The sequence below is a fragment of the Kitasatospora sp. NPDC001261 genome, assembly GCF_042896795.1.
GTDB lineage: Bacteria > Actinomycetota > Actinomycetes > Streptomycetales > Streptomycetaceae > Kitasatospora.
This window is the reverse complement of record NZ_JBIAXP010000002.1, coordinates 312,428-338,200: the sequence shown is the minus strand read 5'-3', so window position 1 is coordinate 338,200 and position 25,773 is coordinate 312,428. Positions and strand designations below refer to the sequence as shown.

Here is a 25,773-nt window from a genome sequence, read left to right as displayed (position 1 = left end):
TGGCTGGCAGGGTCGGTCGCTATGGCCTCCTCCCACAAGTTGCACGCCGACGAACTGGACATCGACGAGGCGCTGGTGCGCCGGATGGTCGCCGAGTGCTTCCCGCAGTGGGCCGGTCTGCCGGTCGAGCCGGTGGAACCGGCCGGGACCAGCAACGCGATGTACCGGCTCGGGGCGGAGCTGGTGGTGCGCGTCCCGCGGATCCCCGGGGTGGTCGAGGAGATCGCCAAGGAGGACGTCTGGCTGCGGCGGCTGGCCCCGCGGCTGCCGGTCCCGGTGCCGGTCCCGCTGGCCGTGGGCGGACCGGTCGACGGTTGCCCCTGGCCCTGGTCGGTGCTGCGCTGGCTCGACGGCACCACACCGGTGCCCGGCCGGATCGCCGAACCCGGGGCGCTGGCGCGGGATTTGGCGGACTTCGTGACCGCGATGCGCGGGATCGACCCGGCCGGCGCCCCCGCCGCCTACCGCAGCGAGTCGCTGGCGGACCGGGACGCCGGGACGAGGAAGGCGATCGCGGCCGTGCCGGACCTCGTCGACGCTGCTGCCGCGACCGCCGCCTGGGAGCGGGCCCTGGCGGCCCCCGCGCCCACCGGCCCGCCGGTCTGGCTCCACGGGGACCTCCAGCCCGGCAACCTGCTGGTGTCCCCGGACGGCCGGCTGAGCGCCGTCATCGACTTCGGCTGCGCGGGCCTCGGCGAACCGGCCGTCGACCTGATCCCCGCCTGGTACGTCCTGCCCGCCGCCGCCCGTGAGACGTTCCGCGAGGCTGCGGCCCCCGACGACGCGGCCTGGGACCGCGCCCGCGGCTGGGCCCTGTCCGTCGCGCTGATGGAAGTCTCCTACTACCGGGACAGCGACCCGCGGATGACCGCCATCGCCCGCCACGTCATCGCCGAGGTGCTGGCCGACCACGCGTAGGCGTACGGGCCGCTCCCCGCCCGCGAGGCGACGGGTGGGGAGCGGGCCGGGCCGCCAGCAGGTCAGCCGATCGACAGCCAGCCCGAGTACGTGTCGGTCAGCACCAACAGCCCGGTGTCGCCGTCGTAGAGGGCGTTGTTCAGCTGGATGTGCCCCGTCTCGCGCATGTCGTAGTTGCACTCCGCCCAGTGGCCGACGCCGAGGGCGTTGCGGCACGCGCCGGTGCGGCCGTAGTCGGTGCTCCACCGGCCGACGGCGGAGAAGCCGTCCTTTGCGGTGTCGAGCACGAGCACCTTGTCGCCGGCCTTGTCGAAGCAGGTCTTGACCCCGGGGCTGGTGATGCACGGCAGGCTGGCCGCCGTGATCGCGGACTCCGACATGGTGACGGGCGTCCCGATCGTGCGCGGGTCGTCCTGCGGCGCGGCGACGGCCTGACCGCCGCCGAGGCCGGTCAGCGCGAGCGCCAGGGCGGCGAGGCCGATGACGGCGGCGGAGCGCGGGTTCCTGCGGAGTCCGTTGCTGGACATGGATGGTCCCCCTTCGAGGGTGTCGGTGTGTTCGCGTCCACCACCTGATCCCCCGCGGTGGACACAGCATCAGCTTGCCGAGACCCCAGGGGGGTTGTCGTTAGCAGCCGGTCCACGTCCGCTTCGCTCAGCGTCCACCCGCGGCCGTCGCGGCGGCGCCGTGCCGGAAGTCGCGGGGCGGCAGCCCGTACGCGCCGCGGAAGGCGCGGCTGAAGTCGGCGGCGCGGGGGAACCCGCAGCGGGCCGCGATGACGTGGACGGGGGTGGCGGCCAGGGCCGGGTCGGCGAGGTCGCGGCGGGCCCGTTCGAGGCGCTGGTGGCGGATCCAGGCGGCGACGGTCTCCTCCTCGCCCTCGAAGAGGCGGTGCAGGTAGCTGACCGAGATGTGGTGCGCGGCGGCGACGGCGCCGGGGTCGAGGTTCGGCTCGTGCAGGTGGGCGCGGATGAAGGCCCGGATCCGCTGGACCAGCGCCCGGCGCCGGCTCTCCGGCGGTACGGCGTCCTCGGCGTCGAGGTGGTGGGCGAGCAGCGCCGACACCAGGTCGAGGGCGACGGTGCCCAGCCGGGGTGCGTCGCCGGCCCGGTAGGCGCCGGGGTCGGCGGCGATGCCGGCGAGCAGTTGGACGAGCAGGGCGCCCACGCCCGTGCCCCCGGGCATCCGGCGGGCCGTGAGCGTGCCGATCCGGTCCGGCGACAGCGGCAGCGCCTGCCGGGGCACGGTCAGCCAGCCCCCGCGGACCCGCTGGCGCGGATCGTCGGTGCTCGCCTGGAGGAGGAGGGGCCGGGCGCTGTCCTGCAGGACCACGTCGTGCGGGCGGTAGGCGCCGAGGCCGTCGGAGCGGACCGCGGTGGCGGAGTCGCCGAACGGGAGCGAGAACAGGTACAGCTCGGGGTCGGTGGACGAGCGGATCAGGCGTGGTGACCGCCTCGCGGCGAGCGGCGGGTGCTCCATCGTCCAGAGCGCCACGTCGCCGAGCGGCAGGATGTGCACCTCGGACCGGAAGTCGGCCCTGTGCTCGGTGCGGACGTCGAACGGCGCGATCAGCCGGACGAGTTGCTGCTGCCAGTACTCGAAGCGGTCCCGCGGTTCCACGTCCTCGGTCCGGTACACCGACTCGGTCAGCATGCTCGCCCTCCCCTGGCTCGCCTTCCCCGTCCCGGCATTCTCACACCGCCGACGGATCCGGCCCGGGGAAGGAGGGGAGCGGCCGGCGGGGCCGCCCGAAGAGAGCAGGCCTGAAGAGCGGCAACAGCCGGCGGCCAACTCCCGCACGGCCTGCGGGATCTCGGCGACGGTGACGGTCGACATCGGCAGGTCGGCAGCCGAGCAGCGCTTCACCCCACCATCCGGCGCCGCTACCGCTGCGCAGGAAGTCGGCCCCACCGACTTCCTGCGCAGACGATGAGCGAACCAAGTCAAGGCCGAGGTCGGAACCTCGGCGAACGTGAGAAATCGCCAGAATCGATGATCTGACCGGAGTTCAGTGAATCCAGAGTCGGCGGCATGCATGCGGGATCGCTTCGCTACGGGATGACCAGCTGAGCCCGTTGCCGCTTCGGCCTGGCCGAAGCGGCAACGGCACCACCACACCTGTGCAGGAAGTCGGCGGGGCCGAAGTCAACCGTGGCTTTCAGGACTCCGCCGGAACTCGGCGCTCCGGGGCCAGTACCTGCCACCGTCGGACGGCCATGCCTCTCAGCGGCAGCATTCCGAGCTTCTCGTAATACGCGCGCAGCGGCTCGTCGCAGGTCAGGTCCACGGAGTACAGATGTTCCGCCTCGGCGAGGACCCGCCGGACCAACTGCCCGCCGATGCCTTTCCCCTGGTATTCGGGCAGGACCTCCAGCCACGGGATGAAGCCCGTGAGGACTCCGTCGCTGATCATGTTGACGAAGCCCACGACGCGCCCCGTCCCGGCATCCAGGGCAACCACGACCCGGTAACTGCCCTTGAGCACGGCAAGGTGCTGCGCGGCCGTCGGCGGTGCGGGCCAGCCTACGAAGAACCCGGAAAGGTCCTGCTCCGCAAGACCGGAGAGATCGGTGCTGTAGTTGATCACCGGCGCATCCTGTCAGAGCGAAGTACGCGTTCTGGAGGAGACCGTCAGCCACGGCTGTCCGCGACCGCGATGTCAGCGATGCTCCGTACCGGGGCGTGGAGAGCCGGTCTTCGAGAAATCGTCGACAGCCAGGCTGCGTTGGCCCTGATCGCGAGAGTCGGCATGACGCACAACGCGCCGCCCGGATCACCATCCGGACGGCGCGTCACACAGGGCGAACGTTGCTTGATGCGGCACTCGGCCGACGACGGTTCGGGTGGTGTACGTCTCCCGTGACTCTTTCCCGGTTTCCGACATAACGTCGGAAACCGGGCGTGTTCGATGCGGGTAGCATGCGGCCAACGCCTTGTCTGATACCGGGAGTTGGCTTATGAGCACACTGGTGGTGGGGTCGCGGGCCAGTCACCTGGCACGGGCTCAGGTCAGGGAGTTCCTGGCGCCGCTGCGGGAGCGCTTCCCCGGCGTGGTGTTCCGCCGGCGAGTGATCACGGAGGCCGGTGATCAGGACCGCAGGTCGGCCCTGAGGGACGTCTCGGAGCGTGGCGGCGGCTCGGCGTTCTCGGTGAACCAGGTGAAAGCGCTGGTGTCCGGTGAGGTCGACGTGATCGTGCACTCGCTCAAGGACCTGCCCACTGCGAACCCGCCCGGCCTGATCCTCCTGCCCCCACCCACCCGTGCGGACGTGCACGACGCCCTGTGCGGCTCGACGCTGGCGGACCTTCCGTACGGGGGCAGGATCGGGACGTCGGCGTCGCGCCGGATCGCCCAGCTGCTGCACGTCCGTCCGGACTTGGTGCCGGTGGAGATCCGAGGGAACGTCCCGACCAGGCTCGGCAAGCTCAGGACCCAACAGCTGGACGCTGTCGTCCTGGCGGCCGCCGGGATCAAGCGGCTCGGCCGCGGCGACGAGATCAGCGAGATCCTGCCGGTCGGGCTGTTTCCGCCGTCTCCCGGGCAGGGCGCGCTGGGCATCCAGATCCGGGAGGACAACGAGTGGGCCCGCGAGGTCCTGGCCGGTTCCGGTGACCCGGTGACCGACGCGGAGGTCCGGGCCGAGCGGGCGATGCTGGCGGAGCTCCACGGCGGATGCTCGGTGCCGGTCGGTGCGTTCGGCAAGGCCGACGGCGACGTGCTGACCCTGCACGGGCAGGTCACCTCCGTGGACGGCGGGCGGCAGGTGGAGGCCCGGCTCTCCGGCCCGGTGAGCGAGCCGGAGAAGCTGGGCGCGCTGGTGGCAGGCCTCCTGCTGGACCAAGGCGCGGAGGGCATCCTGGCGGAGGTCCGGCCCACTGCCGCCGCTTACTGATCGTTTCAAAGTGAGGCCCGGCCTGCTCGATGTCCCGGGTGGAGGCACCTGTTCACTTGTCGTGGGAGCCCTATGCTCGCGGAGACGGCAGAACTGGGTGATGGGGGACGAGATGGACCGTGTGCCTGGTGGTCCGCTGAGGAGTGTCCTTTCGGAGGCGGAAGTTCGGTCCTTCGAGCGTGACTACGGGGTGGCCCTCCCCGCGGATTACCGAACGTTCTTGATGACCATCGGCGACGGTGGCCCGGGGCCCTACCACGGCATCTGGGCGCTGAGCAGGTCGTACGGCCCGAAGGACGAAGCCTGGTGGCCGGGATACCTTTCGACGCCGTTCCCGTTCACCCGGGCGGTGGGCCCGGACGACCTCGAAGACGACTACGACGAGGACGGGATCGTTCCGGGCTCAATGATCATCTCGGACATGGGGTGCGGCGCGTTCGTCCGACTGGTGGTCACCGGAGCGGCCAGTGGCCAGGTCTGGTTCGACACCCTGGGGATAGACGACAGGTTGACCCCCGGCCCAGCCTTCGGGGACTGGTATCGGACGTGGGCGACGAGCGTGGTCCCAAGCTGACGCGGTCTGGATGCGTAGCTGCTCAAGCTGCACGGAGGCGTCGGAGGCAGATGAGACTGCAGGCCAGTTCGAGTAGGCCCTGGTGGAGATCCGCGCGGCGTTCGTAGCGGATGCGCAGGCGCTTGAACTGACGGCATCCCCGGCTCCAGCAGCAGCATGTCCGCCCCCTCGTCGAGGAGGGCGAGTCCGGTGTCGACGGCGGTCTCCGGACTGCGAGGGCTGATCCGGAACGGGCGGCGGGCGGCGGGGGTGGGGACGGCCCGCATGGTGGTGCGGTAGCCCTCGTAGAGGGCGGAGTCGACGATCAGGTGCGGCATGGTCGCCACGTCCCGGTGACCGGCCTCGTCCAGCGCCTGCCGCACGGCCCGGGTGGTACCCCGGGTCATCGCGGCAAGGCCGACGATGTCGGCGCCGGCCCCGGCCTGGATGACGGCCTGGGCGGCGGTCAGCGCGGCCGTCGTTTCCAGATTGATCCGGGCGCCGACGGTCAGGTGGCACTCGCCGGTGTCGGTGTGGCCGCACAGGCAGTTCTCCGTCATCACGGCCATGCCGGGCTCGGTGTCCTTGACGGCGCGGATGGCCCGCACCATCAGGCTGTCCGACGCGACGGCACCGGCGGCCCGCTCGTCGCGGCGCGGACTGTTGGCGAACACCTCCACCGAACGGATGCCGACGGCGGCCAAGTCCCCCACGGCCTGCGGGATCTCGGGGACGGTGATGGTCGACAGCCGAATAGCGCTTCACCCCACCAGGCAGCGCCGCTGCGGCTGCGTAGGAAGTCGGCCGGGCCGACTTCCTGTGCGCGGCGAGGCGATCCGCCGGGCGGGTCCGGCGGCCGATCAATGTCGTCGGGCGGGCCCGCCCGACGACAAGAGAAGGCGAGGGAAGCACCCCGCTTTCCGTCCCTTTCAGGAACCCGCAAGAGCAACGGCGGCCCCGGCCACGCATGGCCGGGGCCGCCGAAACCACCGCCGAGCAGCACTCGCTTCACCCCATCATCCGTCGCCGTTTCGGCCTGGCCGAAACGGCGACGGGCCCCTCCTGCACAGGAAGTCGGCGGGGCCGACTTCCTGTGCTTACGGGTGGGTTGCCCGGGTGCGGCAGTGGGTGAGGGCGTAGGTGATGCGGCGGTCGGAGGGGAGCGTGGTGGCGAGGAGTTCGCCGGCGGTGACGAGGGTGCTCCAGTAGAGGGTGGGGTCGCCGGTGCGGGGAAGGGGGTGGGCGGCGGTGAGGGAGAGGTAGGCGGTGGCGAGGTTGCCGGTGGTGAACCAGCGCTGGAGGCCGTGCCGGTGACCGGGGCGGAGGCTGCCGTGGGCGTCGACGGCGGTGAGGAGGTGGTCGACGACGGCGAGTTCGGTGTCGGTGAGGGACTTGGGGACGTCGAAGACGCCGAGGGCTTCGAGGAGTTCGCCGGTGTCGGTCTCGCTGGCGGGGTGGTGGTCGGCGAGGAGGGCGTCGTAGCACTCGGCCAGGCGGCGGGTGGTTTCGGCGTGGGGGATGTCGAGGGCGAGGCAGACGGCGCGCGCGACGGGCAGGGGCGGGTGGCCGAGGCGGGCGATGAGGGCGTAGGTGGCGGCGGGGGTGGCGCCACGGGAGAGGGTGTGCCGGGCGAGGGTTGCGAGGTGCATGGGGAGTCGGGCTTTCAGGCGGTGGCGGGGGCGATGTGGGCCCAGAGGAACTTGCCGATGCCGTACGGGCGGGAGGCGCAGCCCCAGCGCTCGGCCAGCTCGTTGACGAGGTAGAGGCCGCGCCCGTGCTCGTCGTCAGGCGCGGCGGTGCGGACCGAGGGGCGGCTGCTACCGGCGTCGTGTACCTCCAGTCGCAGCCGGGAGCCGGTGAGGGCGAAGCGGACTTCGATGTGGCAGTCGTCGGGTCCGTCGGAGTGCTGGACGGCGTTGGCGAAGAGTTCGCCGAGGAGCAGTTCGGCGGTGTCGCGGTAGCGGTCCCCGGAGGGCAGACCGGAGAGGTAGGCACGGATCAAGTACCGGGCCAGGGGCGCGGATTCGGCCCGGGAGGAGAGCCGGGCGACGAAAGCCCGGGGGCGACGGGAAGTGGGCATGAGGGAGCACCTTGGAAGCAAAGGAGAGGGGGTCATCCACGTCATCGTTGGTGATCTGCCAGCGATAGACAGTCAATTGCCCATGGCAGTAGCAGGTTCGCCACCGGGCGGTTGTCTGATCTGCTCGTGTCCCGGTTCGGGCGATCCGAGGGCGTAGGTCTGAAGCCGGCGCGCTCGCCGGTCGGGATGAACCCCGTTTTGCGGAGGACGTGACCGGAGGCGGGATTGTATGGGTGCCCGGCCCAGGTACTTCGTCGACTCCGCGCTGTAGATCCGGAGCAGGGCTTCCTCGTCGCCGGGGCCCAGCTCCCGCAGCTCGATCATCCGTCCACCGATTCGATGAGCTCGGCCAGTTCGGCGGCGGTGGGCCGCTCGTCGGGGGCGGCCAGCAGGACGCAGCGCAGCCGGGCCTGGAGGGCGGGCCAGGGCATCGCGGTGGACATCGGGATGGCCCGGTGGGCGATGGCCTTGCGGATCTCCTCCACGGGCGTGCCCTTGGGGAGGCCTGCGGTGTCGTAGTCCAGCGGCCACGTGCCGGTGGTGCAGGTCCACAGAGTTCCGGCGAGGGCGTAGACGTCGGCGGTCTGGGTCGTGGTGACGGGCTGGGGGCCGTTGATGATCCGGGCGGCCAGTTCGGGCGCGGTGAGGTGGATCATCGTGCCCTCGAACGTCGGCCACGGGGTGCTGTCGATCCTGCGGGACCAGGCGAAGTCAATGAGGCGCACCTTGTCTTCGCCGTGGATGCCGTGCGCGGGCTGAAGGTCGCCGTGCACCCACCCGTCGGCGTGGAGGTCCGCGACGGCGCGGCACAGTTCGACGGCGGCGGCGAGGGCTTCGTCCTTTCCGCCGTCGCCCTTGCGCACGGGGCGGAAGACCTGCCAGGTGGAGGGGCCGGTCAGCCAAGGGGTGACGTACCAGATGCCGTCGGCGAAGCGGCCGGCGGTCACGGTGTAGCCGGGGAGCTGGTCCAGCACGGAGGCTTCGCGGGCGGTGACCTCGGCGGCCCCGCCGGTGCCGAGCTTGATGCTCGCGGAGCCGCGCGGACCGCTGGCCTTCCACACCGCCGATCCCCGGCGGTTGCTGACCTCCGTCAGCTCGACCGGCCCACAGAAGGCCTCCGCCGCCCTCAGCGCTTCGCGGGCCTCGGCAAGGAACTCGCCCATTCTCGAACTGCCTTCCATTCACAAGGGATGTGCTCGAACACGTCGCGGCCGTCGTCGGCCGAGACCGCCAGCGCCGCCGCGAGGTCGGGGGTGGTCTCCAGGAATCGCGGGTCCAGCGGCCGTACGCCCGCCCGTACCGGGAGGAACGAGAAGGGCGGCGGCGGGATCCGCTGCCCGCGCTGGCCGGACTCGACGGCGCCTTGGGGGAACTTGCCGAACATGACCCCGACCGGGGCGTACAGGTGCTTCAACGCCCAGTGCGGCCAGGCCATCAGCTCGCGGTGGTCCGCGCCTTCGCAGTGCCCGCGCAGCACGACGTTCTCGCACGCGAGGAGACCGAGCGGCCCTGGAGCCAGCCGGTGGTGGCGTGTGCAGTGGCGCGCTGGATCGTGGTCATCTTGGCCTCTCGATGTCTGCTGCGCAGGAAGTCGGCCAGGCCGACTTCCTGCGCTTACGGGTGGGTTGCGCGGGTGCGGCAGTGGGTGATGGTGAGGGTTCCGGTGGTGAACCAGCGGGTGGGGCCGTGGTGGTGGCCGGAGCGGAGGCTGCCATGGGCGTAGGTGGCGGCGGGGGTGGTGCCACGGGAGAGGGTGTGCCGGGTGAGGGTCGTGAGGTGCATGGGGAGTCGGGCTTTCAGGCGGCGGCGGGGGCGATGTGGGCCCAGAGGAACTTGCCGATGCCGTACGGGCGGGAGGCGCAGCCCCAGCGTTCGGCCAGCTCGTTGACGAGGTAGAGGCCACGCCCGTGCTCGTCGTCAGGCGCGGCGGTGCGGACCGACGGGCGGCTGCTACCGGCGTCGTGTACCTCCAGCCGTAGCCGGGAGCCGGTGAGGGCGAAGCGGACTTCGATGTGGCAGTCGTCGGGTCCGTCGGAGTGCTGGACGGCGTTGGCGAACAGCTCGCCGAGGAGCAGTTCGGCGGTGTCGCGGTAGCGGTCCCCGGAGGGCAGCCCGGAGAGGTAGGCCTGGAGCAAGTACCGGGCCAGGGGAGTGGATTCGGCCCGAGAGGAGAGCCGGGCGACGAACATGCGAGGACGACGGGACGTGAACATGGGGGTACCTCGGAGGGGCGGGGCGGGAGCATGCGAAGGAAGTGCGACGTACGCCAGGCCTGCCGCCGATCGGGGGTTTGGACACCCGACCGGGGCGGGGCGTGCTGCAAGCGGGGAGAGAGCCGTCTCCGAACTCACGAGGCCCGGCGGGCCCGGGGGTCGGCGGTCGGGGCGAACTCTGCCCAGCCGGCCGCTGCGGTGGCCAGGGCGTTCCGTCGGAGGCGGTCCTCGGCGGATCTGCGCGGCCCGGGTGTCGGCGTCTGGGCAGGACACGAAGGGCGGGGTGCGGCGGCCATCGCGGGCTCCAAGGGATGCGGCAGTGGTGTGTGCGAGCCCGGACCCGACCGGGCTTGCACCCCGAGGCGTCGCTTCTCGGGGTGCTGAGCACCACGATGCCGCTGCTGGAAGGCCTTGAATTTCACCAGAAGTGAAAGATCGTCATATGCCCGTTCGGGTGATCCAGGTTGACAGCCGCAGACTCCGGCGGCTAGCGGAGCGTGACAGTGCGGTCACGGTCTCGCGGGCGAGCGGATGCCGGGATACCTGGTCGGGTGCGACCGCGTACGCGGCGTCGAGCTGGTCGAGTGCGGCCTCCGGTCGGGCCATCCATCGGTAGGCACGGGCCAGGTCGATGTGGTGGTGCCCGATCCTGGTCGGGGCCCATCCGGCGGGGAAGCGCAGCCCCTTCGCGGCGGCCACCGCCCGGTCGTGCTCGCCGGCCTCCACCAGGGTCATCACCCGGTGCACCCGCACGTTGGTGGGCCCGAAGTGCAGCGACAGGTCCGGCTGCTCGCCGGTCCGGGCGGCTACGTGTTCAGCCTCGTCCAGATGGTGCTGCATCAGGTCCTTCTGTCGGGCGCGGGCGGCGACCACGGCCGAGCCGAGGTGCAGTTGCCCGGTGGTGACCAGTGCGCTCGGAGTCTTGGCGTCGGTCCCCTCCAGGTGGCCGCGGCCGGACTCCTGGAGGCACCGGCAGGCCGCGAGGTCGCCGACGCGCAGGTAGGCGGTGACCCGCAGGTACTCGCGGGCGGCCCGTAGCGCGGGTGCCTGGTCGCCGGCCCGCTCCGCGGCCCAGTCCATCCGGGCCAGTGCGGTCGCGGACAGGTCGCTCAGCCCGATGGCGATCCCGACCGAGTGCCCGCACCGGTAGGCCTCCGCCAGCAGGCCCCACGCCTGCCGCTGCTGCTCACCGGTGAACTCGTGCGCGGCCGTGTGCAGTTCGACCAGCAGGCCCGGCAGCATCGCCACCATCGGCTTGTACTTCGCGGCCTGGGCCAGCGTGTTCACCTGTCGTACCGCTGCCCGAAGCGCGGGCAGGGCGCGAGGCCGAACGGCCTCCTGCGGCGGCAGGTCGTACAGATCGAGCACCGTACGGATCGGGCCCATCAGCGGGACCAACGGGTCATCTGCCGTCCCGTCGCTGTACGGGGGCGGTTGGAGGTCGCCGGGCTCAACTCCCAAAGCCCTGGCCACCGCTGCCACGAACTCCGGCGTCGCCGGCTTGTGCCCGGCCACCACCTTCGTGAGCAGGCTGTACGAGACGTGAGCACGATCAGCGAGTTGCCGATGGCTCAGGCCTCTCACATCTTCGTAGGCGGCGATGCGCTGGCCGGTGCTGATTCCGTCCGGAGGTGCCACGCTGGCCCCATCTCGTGAATTCCTTGAACCCTGCATAGGGGACCGTACCCTCGAACTCGCCTGGTCACAGATCATTCGGTCAAACAACGTTGACGTTGGTCGGCTGGTGCGCGGCCGGGTTCCATGAGATAGCTACTTCCGCCGGCCAGTCGACGGATACGGTGTCAGGACTGATCGACGTGGGGAGCCTCGGCGGCCCAGTCCGTCGCGGCGATGACCGAACGGATCAGGGTCCTGGACGACCAGTTGCGGACGTCCTCACCGGCGTCCGCCCGCAGGTACCGCGAACGGTACGGGAGGCCATGACATGAGCAGCGACGAACCGGGCGTGCCCGTGCAGGCCGCACCCGCTCCCACGGGTGAGGACTACTCGGGGGTCTGGGTCAGCCATTACGAGTTCTTCAGCAGCAGCCGGGAGAACACGTTCACCGGCCTGCACCACGTCGTCCTGTCCCAGAGCGGGAACCGGATCACCGGCCGGTCGCTCCCCGGTGCGTCGTCCAATCCCGACTCGCCGCTGTCGTTCGACCTCACCGTCGACCGGAACGTCGTGACGGGCTCGTGGGTGGAGCAGACCGCACAGGACGGCTACTACCAGGGGGCCAGGTACCACGGCGCCATTCAGCTGCTGGTCGACCCGACCGGGCGCCGCATGGCCGGCAAGTGGGTCGGCTTCGGCAAGGAGTTCGACGTCAACACCGGGCCCTGGGAGCTGCGCCTACTGGAGAAGTCCATGGCGGATGAGGTCTTGAGTCGCTACAGCGTGCCGCCGGAGGCGTAGCGCGCCTCACCACGCTGGTATGGCGAGCCCCTGTGTCGATTTGATGGTGACGGCCTTTCGCGGTGGCCCGTCGAGAGTCGGAGTCTGTGCACTACGGTCTGTGGGTAGGCGGTTACCGCAGCAGCCGATCCGGCAGCGAAGGGCAGTCATGACGGACGACAAGCAGGCGAGGGGCACCGCGAGCTACCTGTTCGAGGCGGGCATGCTCAAGCGGGCGAAGCGCCAGGGCTGGTGGATCGCCGGCGTCAAGGATCCCGAGTCGATCGCCGAGCACTCGTTTCGGACGGGTGTCATCGGCGCGGTGCTCGCGATGATGGAGGGTGCCGACCCGGCCAAGGTCGCCCTGCTGTGCCTGTTCCACGACACCCAGGAGACCCGGGTCAGCGATATCCCGCACATCAGTCGGCGCTACCTCACCGCCGCGTCGAACGAGCGGGTGACCGCCGACCAGGTCAGCGCCGCTCACCCGGCCGTCGTTGCCGGACTCCAGGCCCTCGTGGAGGAGTACGAGAACGCCGAGAACCTGGAAGTCACCGTCGCCCACGACGCGGACAAGCTGGAGTGCCTGATCCAGGCCGTGGAGTACCGCGAGCAGGGCTACCGGAATGTGCAGCCGTGGATCGACAGCAGCCTCGGCAGCCTCAAGACCGAATCGGCCCACGCCCTCGCCGAAGCCGCGCTGACCATGACGTCCCTGGAGTGGCAGAAGGTCTACCTCGCGTGACGCCACCGACACTCGTCTTCGACCGCTTCTCGGCGCTTGACAGTGCCATCTGACAAAGGAGTTACGCATGTCGACTGATGGGCGGATCTTCCGCGAAGCTTGGATCGCGGGCGTGTCGAAGCACTACCCGGGTGAGCCGAAGGCGGGCTATGTCGCCCCGTGGGAGGAGACTCCCGAGTGGGAGCGGGAGTGCGCCGCTGCCGTGTTCGGCCAGGTCCGGGACTTCATCAGTGTGAGCGGCGGCAACACGTCCAAGCTCTCCCGGGAGCAGAAGGGCCGCTTCGTCGCGACGTGCTGGATCGCTCAGATCCACAAGCACATCGAGAACCCGAAGCCGGGCTATGTCGCCGACTGGGTCGACCTGCCGTCGTGGCAGCAGGAGACCGATGCGGACATCTTCGAAGCGATCGAACGCGCCCATTCCTGAACACCGTGCTCGGCGTGGGAAGTCGGCCCCGCCGACTTCCCACGCAGAAGGTAGGGGCGTGCGTGATGTGGGGGCTTGGGCTTCACGCTCGAACGGTTCGCACTCTTCGTAGTCGCTGTGCTACTTTCCGCATCATCAACAGAACATAGGAGACCCCGGCGGTGCTGTAACACCCCGGGGTCTGGCACCAGGAGCAAGGACTCCAGATGCGGATTCATCGTAGCGTTCATTCGCGCGCGTTCAGCGTGCTTCCAAACGGCCTGTTGCAGGACCGGCGGCTCAGCTATACCGCTCGTGGCCTCCTCGCCGACCTGCTCTCCCGCCCCGACGGGTGGCGGGAGGACGGGCGGCAGATGGCGGACAGCAGTCCGCAGGGGCGGGGCGCCGTCCGGCGGGCCCTCAAGGAGCTGAAGGACGCCGGGTACTACCGGGTCGACAGGGTCCGGATGGCCGACGGGACGGTCCGGTCCGAGGCCCACGTCTTCGACACCCCGCAGTCGGCACCGGCTGTCCCCCGCCCGGCCTCCGGTGGAGGGAGTTCCGGCCGCGCTGTCACCCCTCCCGTAAAGGACCCGGGGCAAGAACCCACCCTCCCGGATGAACGGACGCGGGCCGCCGTGGCCACCCTGTTCCGGGTGATCCGGCCCGAACCCCGCCTGCGCCTCGGCGAGGCCGAGGCCCGCGCGCTGGCACCACTCGTCACGCAGTGGCTGGAACGGGGCTGCGACGAAGCCGAGTTGGCCCACGCCCTGCTCCCCGGACTGCCGCAGCCAGTGCACTCCCCGGTGGCGATCCTCCGGGACCGCCTGCAACGGAAGCTGCCACCGGAACGCCCTGAAATCCCACCGGCCTCGTACGCCGAGTGCGGTCGCTGCCACGACCCGGTGCCCCGCCAAGGCATTTGCCGTGCCTGCGCGGGCTTGGGCACGAGAACCGTCGCCGTCGGCACCGGGGCCGGGGCCACCCCCGGAGGCGTCGCCCGCGCCCGCGCCGCTCTGCGCGGGTGGCCCGGGCGGCCGGTCGCCGCGAACTCCTAGCTGGCGAAGCCGCCTTCGGGGCGGATGATCTCCAGGTTGGTGCCGTCCGGGTCGTTGAAGTAGGCGACCCGGGTGCCGAGCGCGGCGTCCGGGGTGACCTCGCCCTCGATGAAGGTGTAGTCGTCGCCGAGGAAGTCGTAGCCGGCGTCCTTCATCCGCGTGTACACGGCGTCGAAGTCGTCGACCCGCAGGCAGAGGTGCATCGAGCCGGGCCGGTTGGCCACGCCGCCGGTCCGCTCGCCGACCGGCTCCTGGAACTGGATGAGGTCGATGCCGAGGCTGTTGTCCAGGTTGATCGTGGCGTAGCGCAGCTTCGCCACGGGCAGGCCCTGCGACTTCCCGAACGGCACGCTGTGCATGGTGCCCTGTGCGACGGGCTCCCGCCCGGTGAGGGCCGTGTAGAAGGCGATCGACGCGTCCAGGTCGGAGACCGAGATGCCGACGTGGGCGGCGAGGGTGAGGTTGATCGGGGTGCTGGAAACGGCCATGGTCGTCCCTCTCGTTCGCGCCCCGTGGCCCCCGGTTTCGGGGTGGGCGGCGCGGGGCGGAGTGCTGGAGAAACCGGTCCGCTCACCATTGTCCCGGTGCCCGCCGACCGCGCACCTCAGGGCGGCGGTCGGGGTTCAGGGGCCGGCCAGGGCGGCGTCGACCGCCGCTTCGGCGTGCAGCCGGGTGGTGGGGAAGACGGGGACCGGGCTGTCCTCCGGTCGGACGAGCAGTTCGATCTCGGTGCAGCCGAGGACGATCCCTTCCGCGCCCCCGGCCACCAGTTCTCCGATCACCCGCCGGTAGGCCGCCCGGGACTCCTCGCGGACCAGTCCGACGCACAGTTCCTCGTAGATCACCCGGTGGACCAGGGCGCGCGAGTCGGCTTGCGGCACCTGGACGTCCAGGCCGCCCGCCGCCAACCGGCCGCGGTAGAAGTCCTGTTCCATGGTGAAGGCCGTCCCGAGCAGCCCGACCCGCCGCAGGCCCGCTGCCCGGACGGCCGCCGCCGTGGTGTCGGCCAGGTGCAGCAGGGGGACGGAGACCGCCGCCGCGACCTGGTCGGCGACCTTGTGCATGGTGTTGGTGCAGATCAGCAGCAGGTCGGCGCCGGCCGCCTCCAGTGACCGGGCCGCGTCGGCGAGGACCTGGCCGGCCTCCTCCCACCGGCCGGCCGTCTGCAGTCGCTCGATCTGCGCGAAGTCGACGGAGTAGAGCACGAGTCGGGCGGAGTGCAGTCCGCCGAGGCGCTCGCGGGTGAGTCGGTTCAGCAGGCGGTAGTACTCGGCGGTGGATTCCCAGCTCATGCCGCCGATCAGGCCGATGGTCTTCATGGGGCCATTTATAAGTCGGAATCGAAATACAAGGCAAGTGCATAAGTAAATCTTTGATCAGCTCTCCCGGGGCACCCGGTGCTGCCACTCCCGGGCGAACACCTCCGATCCGCCCTCCAGCGCCCGCAGTTGGACGATGCTGAGGAAGTGCCCGGCGTCGCAGCGCAGTTGGGTACGGGTCTGGACGGTGACGTCCCAGCCGATGTCGGGGCGCTCCAGGCGGACGGTGTGGTCGGTGCGGGCCTGGGCGCTGAGCGGGGCGCCGGTGAGCACGCGGTAGGCGGTGACGGTGTGTTCGTCGCGGACCAGGCCGTCGGGGTGGGTGCGGGTGCCGTCGGTGGCGGGGGAGAACTCGGCGCGCCACTCGTGGCGGCCGATGTCGTGCACGGTGAGGTGCTCGGGCCGGGCGGTGAGCGGTTCGGTGAGGTGGACGGCGAGCGGTTCGGGCAGTATCGGGGGTTCGAAGGTGACGGGCCGGGTGCCGACGTCGGCGGCGAGGTGGCGCACCGGCAGGCTGAGGGTGGAGCGTGACGGGTCGACGCCGTACCCGGTGTCCTCGGCCGGGGGCCACACCCAGGGCCAGTAGACGGAGGAGAGGGCGAGCCGCAGCCGGTGCCCGGCCGGGATGGTCGAGGCGCAGGCCGCGAGTTCGACCTCGGCGTCCGGGCCCCCGGCGGCGAGGACGCCCCGGGTGACCAGGTCCGAGGTGCCGTCCGGGCCGACCGCGCACAGCCGGACGGCCACCTGGGCGGGCGCGTCGTCCTCGCGCAGCCGCAGCCGTACGGTCGGGGTGCCGAGCAGTTCGACCGGTTCGGGCAGCGGCTGGGAGTCGAAGCAGACCGAGCGGCCGTCCTCCTCCCGCTGGTCGGGCGGCTGGTCGGCGGGGCGGCCGTGCGGGACGTAGGCGCCGGCGTTGAGGCCGGTGTGCTGCGGGGAGCGGACCCGGACGTACCGCTCGTCGGAGGCGGTGCCGGCGGTGCGCAGCGGTCCGTCCAGGCCGTAGTGGATCGCGCGGACGTCGGGGGAGGGCCAGGCCTCGTCGCCGGTCCAGCGGGTGGTGAGCCAGCTGCGCAGGGCGGGTTCCTGGAGGGCGTCGGTGTCGACGCCGCGCAGCCAGTGGTCCCACCAGCGCAGGGTGTCGGGCAGGGCGGCCTCGGGCAGGCCGTGCGGCCAGGGGCCGATCAGGGCGCGCGCGGTGGGGGACTCGGCGAGCAGCCGCAGCACGAAGGAGCAGGACGGGTCGCCCCAGCCGGCCACCGCGAGGGTGGGCACGGACACCGGGACGGTGCTCTCGCCGGCCGCGAGCCAGTCGTCGACGGGCGGGTTCAGGGACTCCAGCCGGGCCAGCCAGGCGGCCCGCCAGGCATCGCCGACGTACCGCGGGTCGGGCGGCAGGGCGGCGTCGGCGACCAGGGCGGTGAGCCGGGTCTGCAGGTCGGCGGCGAGTACGGCGCCGCCGGTCCGGTGCCCGCCCTCGGGGCAGGCGGTGACCACGGCGCCGACGGTCTCGGGGGTCCGGGCGGCGAGCCGCAGCGCGGTGGTGCCGGCCGTGCCGACGCCGAGCAGGCCGAGCCGTCCGTTGCACCAGGGGCGGCGGGCGAGCCAGTGGACCACGGCGGCGCCGTCGGCCAGCTCCTGGTCGCCGCCGGGTTCGCCGGGGACGCCCTCGGAGTTGCCGTGCCCGCGGGTGTCGACCCGGACGGCGGTGTAGCCGTGGCCCGCGTACCAGGGGTGGCGGCGGGCGTCCTCGGCGGCGGTCCGGTCGGTGAGGCGGCCGCCGGAGTACTCCAGCAGGGCGGGGCCGGGCTCGTCGCCGACCGGCCGCCACAGCCGGGCGGCCAGCCGCGTGCCGTCGGGCAGCGGGACGCGCAGGTCCTCGCGGGTGGTGTGGAAGGGGTAGGACGGCATCGGCCGCTCCTGTCGGTCCCGGGCCGGTGGAGCACCGGCGGGCCCGCGGCGCGTACGGACGGGGTGCCGCTCCGTACGAGCGCGCCGCGGGCGTCGGTACTCCGACAGTAGGGGAGGCAGCGGCCCTTTTCCTGGCGAGCAGCCCTGGCGGGGGCACCCCGGGGCCGAGCCGCCCCGACCCGGGGCGCGGCCGGTCAGGCCTTGCTGAGCCAGGCGGTGGCGTTGAGGGCGAGGGCGGCGTCGGTGCCCGCCGGGTCGTCCCAGCCGTTGTACAGGGTGTTGCCGGACTGGCCGGTGCCGTCGTCGATCGGGGAGCTGTCGCCCCAGACCGCGACCCGGCCGGAGCCGAAGGTGCTGGTGACGAAGAAGGCGCCGGTGTTGCCGCTGTAGCCGGTCCGGTAGACCAGGCCCTTGACGTTCGGGTTGTCGGCGGGCTTGAGGGTGAAGGTGGTGCCGTTGCGCAGGATCGAGCCGGTGACGGTGCCGAAGGGGCCGTGCAGCACCGGGTCGGTCGCGTCGTTGACCGCGCGCGGGTTGTCGGTGGTGATGTTGAGCAGGTCGACCGAGAAGCCGAAGGGGTCGTTGTTGTTCACCCCGTTGCTGGTCAGCAGGTCGTTGATGATCTTCGGGGAGTCCCAGCCGTCGTTGTTGCGGTCGCTGTTGACGTGGTCGGAGACCAGGAAGAGCCCGCCGCCGTTCTGGACGAACTTCATGATCGCGGTCTTCTCGCTCGCGCTGAACCGGATGTTGGGCTCCGGGATCACGAAGGTGTCGAAGTTGGCGAGGTCGAGCGCGGCGCCGGTGCCGTAGCTGATGGTGGAGCCGGCCGGGAGGGTCTTCAGGCTGTACTGGCCGGTCTTCTGGAGGGCGACGCCCCAGGCGGAGAGGGCGCCGGTCCAGCTCTTCTCGGTGGTGGGGTTGGCGTTCTGGGCCAGCGGGTCGGGCTGGCTGGTGCTGATGATCCAGTCGGCGTTGCCCGCGGTCTCGGCCTTGCTGTTGTCGAACAGCACCCGGTGCGGGGTGGCGCCGGCTCGGGTGGTGGGGGCGGTGGGGCCCGGTGCGGCGGTGGCGACGGGGGTGGTGAGACCGGCCGCGAGCAGCGCCGCACCGGGCAGGGCCGCGGCGGTTCGAATACGGATCGTCATGAGCCGTTCCTCCGTGGGGAGTTGAGGGGTCGGCGCGCAGGTTTTCGCGCGTAGAACGGGAGTATCCGCGCGTAGAGCGCACGGTGAAAGCCCTGGGAGGTTACGAAGCCTTGTACGGGTGGTGACGATCTCCGGGGGTCGATCGGAAGTCGGGGGAAGCCGGGGGGAAGCGGTGTGAAAGCGGGGCGGAAACGGTGCGGAAGCGGGGGGAGACGAATCCGTAATTGCGCATGACTTGCAACTGCGCGCGTCAAGGCGGAAAGATGGCCCAGCTTCGACCGCCCGACCGAAAGGACACGACGATGACCGCCCCCCGCTGGCGCGACCGGCTCACCCGTGAGGAGTGGATCCGCCTGGCCGGAATGGGCGGATTCATCCTCGCGCTGCACGTCGTCGGCTGGTTCACCCTGCTCGCGCTGGTCGAGCCCGAGCACTACACCGTCGGCGGCCAGGTGTTCGGCGCGGGCATGGGCCTGACCGCCTACACCCTCGGCATGCGGCACGCCTTCGACGCCGACCACATCGCCGCCATCGACAACACCACCCGCAAGCTGATGGGCCAGGGCAAGCGGCCGCTGTCGGTCGGCTTCTGGTTCTCGCTCGGGCACTCCTCGATCGTCTTCGGCCTCTGCGCGCTGCTGGCCTTCGGCATCCGCTCGCTGGCCGGCCAGGTGGAGTCCGACGACTCGACGCTGCACGAGATGACCGGCCTGATCGGCGTCACCGTCTCCGGCACCTTCCTGCTGCTGCTCGGCCTGATCAACCTGGGCGCCTTCAACGGCATCCTCAAGGTCTTCCGCCGGATGCGCCTGGGCGACTACGACGAGGCGGAGCTGGAGCGCCAGCTGGAGCGGCGCGGGCTGATGAACCGCATCCTCGGCAGGGTCACCAGGGCCGTCACCAAGCCCTGGCACATGTATCCGGTGGGCCTGCTGTTCGGCCTGGGCTTCGACACCGCCACCGAGGTGTCCCTGCTGGTGCTGGCGGGCGGCGCGGCGGCCTTCTCGCTGCCCTGGTACGCGCTGCTCACCCTGCCGATCCTGTTCGCGGCCGGGATGAGCCTGCTGGACACCATCGACGGCTCGTTCATGAACTTCGCGTACGAGTGGGCCTTCTCCAAGCCGGTCCGCAAGATCTACTACAACCTGACCGTCACCGGGCTGTCGGTGCTCGTCGCGCTGGTGATCGGCTCGATCGAGCTGATCGGCCTGCTCGGCGAGAAGCTGGACATCACCAGCGGCCCGATCGCCTGGATCGGCGGGCTGGACCTCAACTTCGTCGGTTACGCGATCGTCGGACTGTTCGTGCTCACCTGGGCCGCGGCGATCGCCTACTGGAAGCTCGGCAACGTCGAGGAGAAGTGGTCGGCCGGGCTGGCCGCCGCCTCGGCCACCGGCTCCGGCTCGGCCTCCGGCTCCGCCTCCGCGAAGTCCGAGTAGCGCGCGCACGAGAACCGAGGGGCCGGTGACCGGGGTCTGGTCACCGGCCCCTCGGGGCTTTTCCGACGGCACCGTTCCCCGCGCCGCCCCGCCGCTACTTCAGCGCGGCGAGCACCGCCTGCGCCATCACCTGCTCGCCGGTCGCGTTCGGGTGGAACGGCACGGCGGGCGAGCCGGGCAGCGCGCCCTCGATCCAGCGGTCGTCCGAGCAGACGTCGTGCCCGAGGGTCGGCGTCGCGGTGTCCACGTAGGTCGCGCCGTTCGCGGCCGCGGTGGACTTCAGGGCGGCGTTCAGCTTGTCGAGCACCCCGTGCATGTACTCGACGTCGCCCGGGGTGACGGGCTGGCGCAGCACGCAGGTCGAGCCGTCGGCGGGCAGTACGGACGGGTAGCCGACCAGCAGCACCCGGGCCCCGGGCGCCTTGGTGTGGATGCGCTTGAGGGTGTCGGTCAGCTGCGGGGTGATGGTGGTGCGGATCCGCTCGGCGAGGTCGTCGGTGCCGTACTGCCAGGACATGGTGCTCCAGTCCCAGTGGCCGTGGTGGTAGACGTCCTTGCAGGGCGTGCCGAACGGGTTGACGACGGCGCCGGCGATGCAGGTGGCGACCAGTTCGCCGAGGCCGAGGTCGCTGGCCGCGAGGTCGTTGCCGCCGATCCCCAGGGTGACCAGGTCGGTGTCGGCGGTCACCGCGTCCAGCTGCGGGTCGTTGACCCGGATGAAGGCGTCGTACTGGGGCTGCGTCATCGCCTTGATCTTGGCCGCGGCACAGGTGACGTCGGTGTACCGGCCGGCCTTGAGGGCGCCGGCGACCAGGTGGCCGTAGTTGCGGTCGGAGCGCAGGCACAGGCCGGCCGACTGGCCCGGCACTCCGGCGCCGGCGGCGTAGGAGTCGCCGAGCGCCACGTAGTGCCCGGGCGCCTGGGTGGCGGCTTGGGCGGTGGTGGAGGTGAGCGCGAGCGCGGCGCCGAGGGCGACGGCGGCGAGGGTGGTGGAATTCCGGAGGTGCCGGGATTTCCGGGCAGGACGGAGCACGGTTCCTCCTGGGGGAGAGAAACGACGGGTGGGGGTTCGTGCGGAGCCGGACTACGGCTACTCGCAGGTAAGTTACTGCCGTGTTTCCCGGACGTCCATGGTTCGCGCGGAAATCGCCGACATTCCGTCAGATGTGGTCGAACGGTGTCGAACGGCATTTCGCATTTCGCTCCACCGGGTATCGCTCGGCAATCGCGCGGGTATCGCCCGGCCGTCGACGGCAATTCCGAAACGGCGTGGAGCGGAATTCACGCCGGCGGTTGTTACCCGCCGGTTGACCGGACGTCACCGCAGGCCGCAGTATCGGGCGCACAGCGACGGCGCGTCCCGGGCGCGCCGCCACCGCGAGCCGCCACGGAGGACTGCGCATGGCCCTGGACGCCGACGTCATCGTCATCGGGGCGGGCCTCGCGGGCCTCGCCGCCACCGCCGAACTCGCCGACGCCGGACGGAAGGTGATCCTGCTCGACCAGGAGCCCGCGGCCTCCCTCGGCGGCCAGGCGCACTGGTCCTTCGGCGGGCTCTTCCTGGTCGACTCGCCCGAGCAGCGCCGGATGCGGATCCACGACTCGCACGCCCTCGCCCGGCAGGACTGGTTCGGCACGGCCGGCTTCGACCGCCCCGAGGACGCCTGGCCGCGCCGCTGGGCCGAGGCGTACGTGGACTTCGCGGCGGGCGAGAAGCGCTCCTGGCTGCACGGCATGGGCGTGCGGTTCTTCCCGGTGGTCGGCTGGGCCGAGCGCGGCGGTCAACTCGCCGACGGGCCGGGCAACTCGGTGCCGCGCTTCCACATCACCTGGGGCACCGGACCGGGACTGCTCGCTCCCTTCGTCCGGCGGGTCCGCGCGGCCGCCGCCCGCGGCCTGGTGGACCTGCGCTTCCGGCACCGGGTCACCGGGCTGTCCGCCACCGCGGGCGCCGTCGACACCGTCACCGGCGAGGTGCTGGTGCCCAGCCCGGCGGGCCGGGGCGAGGCCAGCTCGCGCGAGGCGGCCGGCGGCTTCGAACTGCGCGCCCAGGCCGTGATCGTCACCTCCGGCGGCATCGGCGGCAACCACGACCTGGTCCGCAAGGCCTGGCCGGCCCGGCTCGGCACCCCGCCCGCCAGGCTGCTCTCCGGGGTGCCCGCGCACGTGGACGGACTGATGCTGGACGTCGTCGGCCGGGCCGGCGGCAGCCTGATCAACGGCGACCGGATGTGGCACTACACCGAGGGCATCGAGAACTGGGACCCGATCTGGGCCCGGCACGGCATCCGCATCCTGCCCGGCCCGTCCTCGCTCTGGCTGGACGCCCGCGGCCGGCGGCTGCCCGTCCCGCTGTTCCCCGGCTTCGACACCCTCGGAACGCTCGAACACATCATGACCACCGGGTACGAGTACACCTGGTTCGTGCTCAACCAGCGCATCGTCGAGAAGGAGTTCACCCTCTCCGGCTCCGAGCAGAACCCCGACCTGACCGGGAAGTCGGTGCGCGGCGTGCTCGGACGCGCGCTGCCCGGCGCCCCCGGCCCGGTCCAGGGACACCTGCGGCACGGACGGGACTTCGTGGTCGCCGGGAACCTCGCCGACCTCGCCCGGGGCATGAACGCCAGGACCGCCGAGCCGCTGATCGACCCGGACGAACTGCGCCGCACCGTCGAGGACCGCGACCGGCAGCTGGCCAACCCCTTCGCCAAGGACCTCCAGGTCACCGCCATCCACGGCGCCCGCCGCCACCTCGGCGACCGGCTCATCCGCACCGCCGCCCCGCACCGCATCCTCGACCCGGGCGCCGCCCCGCTGATCGCCGTCCGGCTGAACATCCTGACCCGCAAGTCGCTGGGCGGCCTGGAGACCGACCTCTCCTCCCGGGTGCTGCGCCCCGACGGCGAGGTGCTGCCCGGGGTGTACGCGGCCGGCGAGGCCGCCGGGTTCGGCGGCGGGGGTGTGCACGGGTACCGCTCGCTGGAGGGCACCTTCCTGGGCGGCTGCCTGTTCTCGGGCCGCACGGCGGGCCGGGCGGCGGCGCAGGCGGTCGGGTAGCGGCGCCCCCCGGCCCCTGCTACCGGGCCTGCGGCATGTCCCTCAGCCGGACAGGGGAGGGCCCCGGCGGTCGGAAGGCGGTACCGGACCGGCCCCTGGGGGAGGACACTGGTAGCGGTCCCGCCCGCACGAGACGTTCGGAGGAACGGTGAGCGCAGCACCCCTGCACGGTCACCACGACAGCCGCCAGCCCGTCCCCCGCACCCAGGACGGCGTGGCCGCGGCCCTGCCGCCCGCGCAGCGCATGGAGTTCTACCGGGAGATGGGCGAAGCCGACATCGAGACGATCGGCGGCGTACTGAAGCGGTGGTGGCTGCGGGCGGAGCTGTACCGCGACCCGGAGGGCGACCGGATCCACGCCGCCGTCCAGGCCGGCACCGCTCCCGGCACCTCCGCTTCCGCGGTCCTGCGCCGGCTCGGGGCCCGGTGAGCGGCTACGACGAGTTCCCGGACGACGACGACCCGATCACCGTCTCCCCGGCCGTGGAGGAGTTCCTCGGCGACCCTGGCACGCCGGCCGACGTGTTCTCGGCGGTGGTGGCCTTCCTGGTCGACCTGCGGGAGGATCCGTTCCCCCGCCTGAGCATGCCGGTGCCCGGCCGGCCCGGGATGCACTCGGCCCCGCTGCGCCGGGACCTCGGGCTGGTGGAGTACGCGGTGAACGAGGACGCGGACCCGCCCCGGGTCTACGTCTCCCGTGTCCTGCGAGCGGACTGACCGGCCCGCCGTCGGCGAGACCGAGGGCCGGCCGGTCGGGAACCGGCGGTCAGGGCCTGGCTGCGTAGTGCTGGTCGACCGGGCGCCGACGGGTGGCGACGGCGTCAGAAGGTGGCCGGCGGCTCCAGCCCCAGCGGCCGGGCGGCCCGGCCGCGGACGGCGAAGACGATCGCCGCGATCAGGCCGATGACGGCCAGCAGCAGCCCGAGCGCGGCCACGACGAGCGCGCCGGCGAGCTTGCCGGGCAGGGCCTCGGAGTCGGCGCCGCTGTGCCACACCACCCGCTCGCCGACCTTGGCGAGGTCGACGGTGCCCTGCTGGTCGGCCAGGTTGATCCGGGAGTCGAAGGCGTCGCCGCGGACGTCCCCCATCAGGAAGGCCCGGCCCGGCGGGACGGTGACGTCGAAGTCGAGGTAGCAGGTGTGGACCTGCCGGGCCGGCGGCTCGTCGACCGGCTTCCCGTTGAGGCTGAACTGCCCGTTCACGCAGGCGATGCGGTCGCCGCCCAGGGCCATGGCCCGCTGGATGACGATGCCCTGCAGCGTCCAGGGGGAGTCGACGGCGTAGACCTCGCCGTGGCGCACGTCCGCGGGCTGGACCCGTTCGGTCCAGAGCCCGGTGCCCGACCGCAGCTCCGGCGACATCGTGTCGCCCGTCATGCGGTGGTAGCCGTAGCCGGAGCCGACCACGGCGAACCCGAGCACGGCGCACAGGACCCCGACCACCCCCACGGCCACCGATATCCATGTACCGCGGCGGCCCCTTCGCTTCGGCATCAGGCCGTCCTCCCCTTGTTGTTCGTGAGTCGTGTGGTGGCCCGTGGGCCGTGCGCATCCTAAGGGTCTGGGATGCCCGCTGGCCTGCGGGTACAGTGCGGGGGCCGGTGCGGAGCGCGCCGCCGACCACGAGGGGGAGCAGAGCCGATGAGCCGCCGAGAGCGCGACGGTGCCCGGGACCGCAAGCGGGGCGCCGGTGCCCCCGTGACCGTGACGGTCTGCCGGGGCTGCTGCTGTGGCACCGAGGCCAAGCACCCCGGGGTGGACCACGCGGGCCAGTACGAGCGGCTGCGGACGGCGGTGGGTTCGGCGGGCCGGGTCCGGGCGGTCAAGTGCCTGGACGTGTGCACCCAGTCGAACGTGGTGGTGGTCGGCCCCTCGGCGGAGGGCCGGGCGGCGGGCGGCCGGCCGGTCTGGCTGGGCTTCGTGCTGATGGACGACATGATCGACGAGATCGGCGCCTGGGTGCGCGCGGGCGGCCCGGGCCTGGCCGATCCGCCGGGGCTGCTGGACCTCCAGCTGATCTCGGTGTCCCGGCGGGTCCGCGAGGGCCTGCCGGAGTGAGGACGGGTCTGCCGGAGTGAGGTCGGGCCCCGGCTGAGGTCAGCCGTTGGTCCTACAGGATGATCGTCGGATCATGTCTACCCGGGCCGAACCCGGGTCGGCCCGGGTGCCTTCACCACTACCATGACCGGTGGTGTCGGGCCCTTCCGGACGGCGCCGAGCCGTTTCCGCGCGAGGGAGGAAGCCGATGACGACGGTCTGCCGCATCTGCGCGGGCACCGGCCGGACCGCCGGCCTCAGCTGCCGGACCTGCCAGGGCACCGGCACCACCGAGGTGGGCGGCGGGGGCGGCAACTGCTTCCTCTGCGACGGCACCGGCGTGTACGTGCGCTACCGGGTCGACGCGACCGGCGCCAAGCACGCCTACCGGGACGAGATCTGCCGCACCTGCGACGGCACCGGCAACCGGACCGCCACCCAGTGGGACGAGCGCTCCGGCTGACCAGGCCCGAACGCTGTCCGCGCTTCCGCCGACGCCCGCTCAGGCCACGGGGCGGATGGGGGCCATGATGCGGCGTCGGAACGGTGCGGACACGGCCTTTGCCAAACCATGGTCGAACATTGGTGTTCGAATGGGCGGTACG

The 25,773-nt window shown here is 71.9% G+C and carries 28 protein-coding genes and 4 pseudogenes; 13 read left to right on the top strand and 19 right to left on the bottom strand.

Annotated elements, in window-relative coordinates; translation table 11 throughout:
- Nucleotides 1-21: 21 nt before the first annotated feature.
- The gene (locus tag ACFY4B_RS04545) at nt 22-918 is read left to right on the top strand and encodes an aminoglycoside phosphotransferase family protein (RefSeq protein ID WP_387966446.1); all 897 of its coding nucleotides are present in this window, start codon (nt 22-24) and stop codon (nt 916-918) included.
- Nucleotides 919-980: 62 nt separating this feature from the next.
- Here ACFY4B_RS04545 and ACFY4B_RS04540 read toward each other — a convergent pair whose 3' ends face one another.
- From ACFY4B_RS04540 to ACFY4B_RS04530, 3 genes are all read right to left on the bottom strand, one after another.
- Nucleotides 981-1,445 carry a hypothetical protein gene (locus ACFY4B_RS04540; protein WP_387966445.1) on the bottom strand — a complete coding sequence of 155 codons (465 nt, stop codon included), beginning with the start codon at nt 1,443-1,445 and terminating at the stop codon, nt 981-983.
- Between the two features lie 127 nt (nt 1,446-1,572).
- Nucleotides 1,573-2,571, bottom strand: a complete 999-nt coding sequence (locus ACFY4B_RS04535) for a helix-turn-helix domain-containing protein (protein WP_387966444.1) — start codon at nt 2,569-2,571, stop codon at nt 1,573-1,575.
- 505 nt (nt 2,572-3,076) lie between these two features.
- Nucleotides 3,077-3,505, bottom strand: a complete 429-nt coding sequence (locus tag ACFY4B_RS04530; RefSeq protein WP_387966443.1) for a GNAT family N-acetyltransferase — start codon at nt 3,503-3,505, stop codon at nt 3,077-3,079.
- Between the two features lie 370 nt (nt 3,506-3,875).
- Here ACFY4B_RS04530 and hemC point away from each other — a divergent pair, with 370 nt between their 5' ends.
- Together hemC and ACFY4B_RS04520 are read left to right on the top strand one after the other, a co-directional pair.
- Entirely contained in the window at nt 3,876-4,811 is a 936-nt protein-coding gene (hemC, locus tag ACFY4B_RS04525; protein WP_387966442.1) for a hydroxymethylbilane synthase, read from the top strand.
- A 100-nt stretch (nt 4,812-4,911) separates the two neighbouring features.
- Nucleotides 4,912-5,385 carry an SMI1/KNR4 family protein gene (locus ACFY4B_RS04520; protein WP_074001034.1) on the top strand — a complete coding sequence of 158 codons (474 nt, stop codon included), beginning with the start codon at nt 4,912-4,914 and terminating at the stop codon, nt 5,383-5,385.
- Between the two features lie 22 nt (nt 5,386-5,407).
- Here the strand turns inward: ACFY4B_RS04520 and ACFY4B_RS04515 are convergent.
- The 10 genes and pseudogenes from ACFY4B_RS04515 to ACFY4B_RS04470 all read right to left on the bottom strand — a co-directional run.
- Nucleotides 5,408-5,512: pseudogene (locus ACFY4B_RS04515) on the bottom strand (IS5/IS1182 family transposase); the annotation flags it as partial.
- 61 nt (nt 5,513-5,573) lie between these two features.
- Nucleotides 5,574-6,044: pseudogene (locus ACFY4B_RS04510) on the bottom strand (hypothetical protein); the annotation flags it as partial.
- Between the two features lie 417 nt (nt 6,045-6,461).
- The gene (locus tag ACFY4B_RS04505; RefSeq protein ID WP_387966441.1) at nt 6,462-7,013 is read right to left on the bottom strand and encodes a hypothetical protein; all 552 of its coding nucleotides are present in this window, start codon (nt 7,011-7,013) and stop codon (nt 6,462-6,464) included.
- Nucleotides 7,014-7,027: 14 nt separating this feature from the next.
- Entirely contained in the window at nt 7,028-7,444 is a 417-nt protein-coding gene (locus ACFY4B_RS04500; protein WP_387966440.1) for an ATP-binding protein, read from the bottom strand.
- A 320-nt stretch (nt 7,445-7,764) separates the two neighbouring features.
- The gene (locus ACFY4B_RS04495; protein WP_387966439.1) at nt 7,765-8,607 is read right to left on the bottom strand and encodes a hypothetical protein; all 843 of its coding nucleotides are present in this window, start codon (nt 8,605-8,607) and stop codon (nt 7,765-7,767) included.
- Nucleotides 8,571-8,921, bottom strand: coding sequence for a hypothetical protein (locus ACFY4B_RS04490; RefSeq protein WP_117487321.1), 351 nt, complete (start codon nt 8,919-8,921; stop codon nt 8,571-8,573). Before ACFY4B_RS04490 ends, ACFY4B_RS04495 begins: the two co-directional genes overlap by 37 nt.
- A gap of 137 nt (nt 8,922-9,058) precedes the next feature.
- Nucleotides 9,059-9,226: a hypothetical protein gene (locus ACFY4B_RS04485; RefSeq protein WP_387966438.1), complete on the bottom strand. Its 168-nt coding sequence runs from the start codon at nt 9,224-9,226 to the stop codon at nt 9,059-9,061.
- A gap of 14 nt (nt 9,227-9,240) precedes the next feature.
- On the bottom strand, nt 9,241-9,657 hold the full coding sequence (locus ACFY4B_RS04480) for an ATP-binding protein (protein WP_387966437.1): 417 nt from the start codon (nt 9,655-9,657) through the stop codon (nt 9,241-9,243).
- Between the two features lie 438 nt (nt 9,658-10,095).
- Nucleotides 10,096-10,944: a transcriptional regulator gene (locus ACFY4B_RS04475; protein WP_387966514.1), complete on the bottom strand. Its 849-nt coding sequence runs from the start codon at nt 10,942-10,944 to the stop codon at nt 10,096-10,098.
- 162 nt (nt 10,945-11,106) lie between these two features.
- A pseudogene (locus tag ACFY4B_RS04470) lies at nt 11,107-11,331 on the bottom strand (helix-turn-helix domain-containing protein); the annotation flags it as partial.
- 247 nt (nt 11,332-11,578) lie between these two features.
- Between ACFY4B_RS04470 and ACFY4B_RS04465 the strand changes: the two are divergent.
- The 4 genes and pseudogenes from ACFY4B_RS04465 to ACFY4B_RS04450 all read left to right on the top strand — a co-directional run.
- A pseudogene (locus ACFY4B_RS04465) lies at nt 11,579-12,076 on the top strand (XRE family transcriptional regulator); the annotation flags it as partial.
- A 148-nt stretch (nt 12,077-12,224) separates the two neighbouring features.
- A complete protein-coding gene (locus ACFY4B_RS04460) occupies nt 12,225-12,800 on the top strand; it encodes an HD family hydrolase (RefSeq protein ID WP_049650819.1) in 576 nt (191 codons plus the stop codon).
- Between the two features lie 67 nt (nt 12,801-12,867).
- On the top strand, nt 12,868-13,227 hold the full coding sequence (locus ACFY4B_RS04455) for a hypothetical protein (RefSeq protein WP_074002200.1): 360 nt from the start codon (nt 12,868-12,870) through the stop codon (nt 13,225-13,227).
- Between the two features lie 353 nt (nt 13,228-13,580).
- Entirely contained in the window at nt 13,581-14,264 is a 684-nt protein-coding gene (locus tag ACFY4B_RS04450) for a hypothetical protein (RefSeq protein ID WP_387966436.1), read from the top strand.
- On the opposite strand, the gene ACFY4B_RS04445 is transcribed toward ACFY4B_RS04450, so the two are convergent.
- The 4 genes from ACFY4B_RS04445 to ACFY4B_RS04430 all read right to left on the bottom strand — a co-directional run bounded on the left by ACFY4B_RS04445 (nt 14,261) and on the right by ACFY4B_RS04430 (nt 18,636).
- Nucleotides 14,261-14,752, bottom strand: a complete 492-nt coding sequence (locus ACFY4B_RS04445) for a VOC family protein (protein ID WP_117487316.1) — start codon at nt 14,750-14,752, stop codon at nt 14,261-14,263. The two genes, ACFY4B_RS04450 and ACFY4B_RS04445, sit on opposite strands and share 4 nt — an antisense overlap.
- Nucleotides 14,753-14,887: 135 nt before the next feature.
- Nucleotides 14,888-15,583: an aspartate/glutamate racemase family protein gene (locus tag ACFY4B_RS04440; RefSeq protein ID WP_387966435.1), complete on the bottom strand. Its 696-nt coding sequence runs from the start codon at nt 15,581-15,583 to the stop codon at nt 14,888-14,890.
- Between the two features lie 57 nt (nt 15,584-15,640).
- Nucleotides 15,641-17,491 (bottom strand): CocE/NonD family hydrolase, encoded by a 1,851-nt coding sequence (locus ACFY4B_RS04435; protein ID WP_387966434.1) that lies wholly within the window; start codon nt 17,489-17,491, stop codon nt 15,641-15,643.
- A gap of 194 nt (nt 17,492-17,685) precedes the next feature.
- Nucleotides 17,686-18,636, bottom strand: a complete 951-nt coding sequence (locus ACFY4B_RS04430; RefSeq protein ID WP_387966433.1) for a hydrolase — start codon at nt 18,634-18,636, stop codon at nt 17,686-17,688.
- A gap of 302 nt (nt 18,637-18,938) precedes the next feature.
- Between ACFY4B_RS04430 and ACFY4B_RS04425 the strand changes: the two genes are divergently transcribed.
- Entirely contained in the window at nt 18,939-20,075 is a 1,137-nt protein-coding gene (locus ACFY4B_RS04425) for a HoxN/HupN/NixA family nickel/cobalt transporter (RefSeq protein ID WP_375873883.1), read from the top strand.
- Nucleotides 20,076-20,169: 94 nt separating this feature from the next.
- Here the strand turns inward: ACFY4B_RS04425 and ACFY4B_RS04420 are convergent, their stop codons facing one another.
- On the bottom strand, nt 20,170-21,108 hold the full coding sequence (locus tag ACFY4B_RS04420; protein WP_387966432.1) for an SGNH/GDSL hydrolase family protein: 939 nt from the start codon (nt 21,106-21,108) through the stop codon (nt 20,170-20,172).
- A gap of 368 nt (nt 21,109-21,476) precedes the next feature.
- Here ACFY4B_RS04420 and ACFY4B_RS04415 point away from each other — a divergent pair, with 368 nt between their 5' ends.
- From ACFY4B_RS04415 to ACFY4B_RS04405, 3 genes are all read left to right on the top strand, one after another.
- A complete protein-coding gene (locus tag ACFY4B_RS04415) occupies nt 21,477-23,132 on the top strand; it encodes an FAD-binding dehydrogenase (protein WP_387966431.1) in 1,656 nt (551 codons plus the stop codon).
- A gap of 148 nt (nt 23,133-23,280) precedes the next feature.
- Nucleotides 23,281-23,562 carry a hypothetical protein gene (locus ACFY4B_RS04410; RefSeq protein ID WP_387966430.1) on the top strand — a complete coding sequence of 94 codons (282 nt, stop codon included), beginning with the start codon at nt 23,281-23,283 and terminating at the stop codon, nt 23,560-23,562.
- Nucleotides 23,559-23,849 carry a hypothetical protein gene (locus tag ACFY4B_RS04405; RefSeq protein WP_049652761.1) on the top strand — a complete coding sequence of 97 codons (291 nt, stop codon included), beginning with the start codon at nt 23,559-23,561 and terminating at the stop codon, nt 23,847-23,849. Before ACFY4B_RS04410 ends, ACFY4B_RS04405 begins: the two co-directional genes overlap by 4 nt.
- Before the next feature lie 104 nt (nt 23,850-23,953).
- Here the strand turns inward: ACFY4B_RS04405 and lepB are convergent, their stop codons facing one another.
- Nucleotides 23,954-24,580 (bottom strand): signal peptidase I, encoded by a 627-nt coding sequence (gene lepB / locus ACFY4B_RS04400; protein WP_380781420.1) that lies wholly within the window; start codon nt 24,578-24,580, stop codon nt 23,954-23,956.
- A 192-nt stretch (nt 24,581-24,772) separates the two neighbouring features.
- Between lepB and ACFY4B_RS04395 the strand changes: the two genes are divergently transcribed.
- A complete protein-coding gene (locus ACFY4B_RS04395; protein WP_049652764.1) occupies nt 24,773-25,189 on the top strand; it encodes a hypothetical protein in 417 nt (138 codons plus the stop codon).
- A 187-nt stretch (nt 25,190-25,376) separates the two neighbouring features.
- Nucleotides 25,377-25,631, top strand: a complete 255-nt coding sequence (locus ACFY4B_RS04390; protein WP_049652766.1) for a hypothetical protein — start codon at nt 25,377-25,379, stop codon at nt 25,629-25,631.
- Nucleotides 25,632-25,773 lie beyond the last annotated feature (142 nt).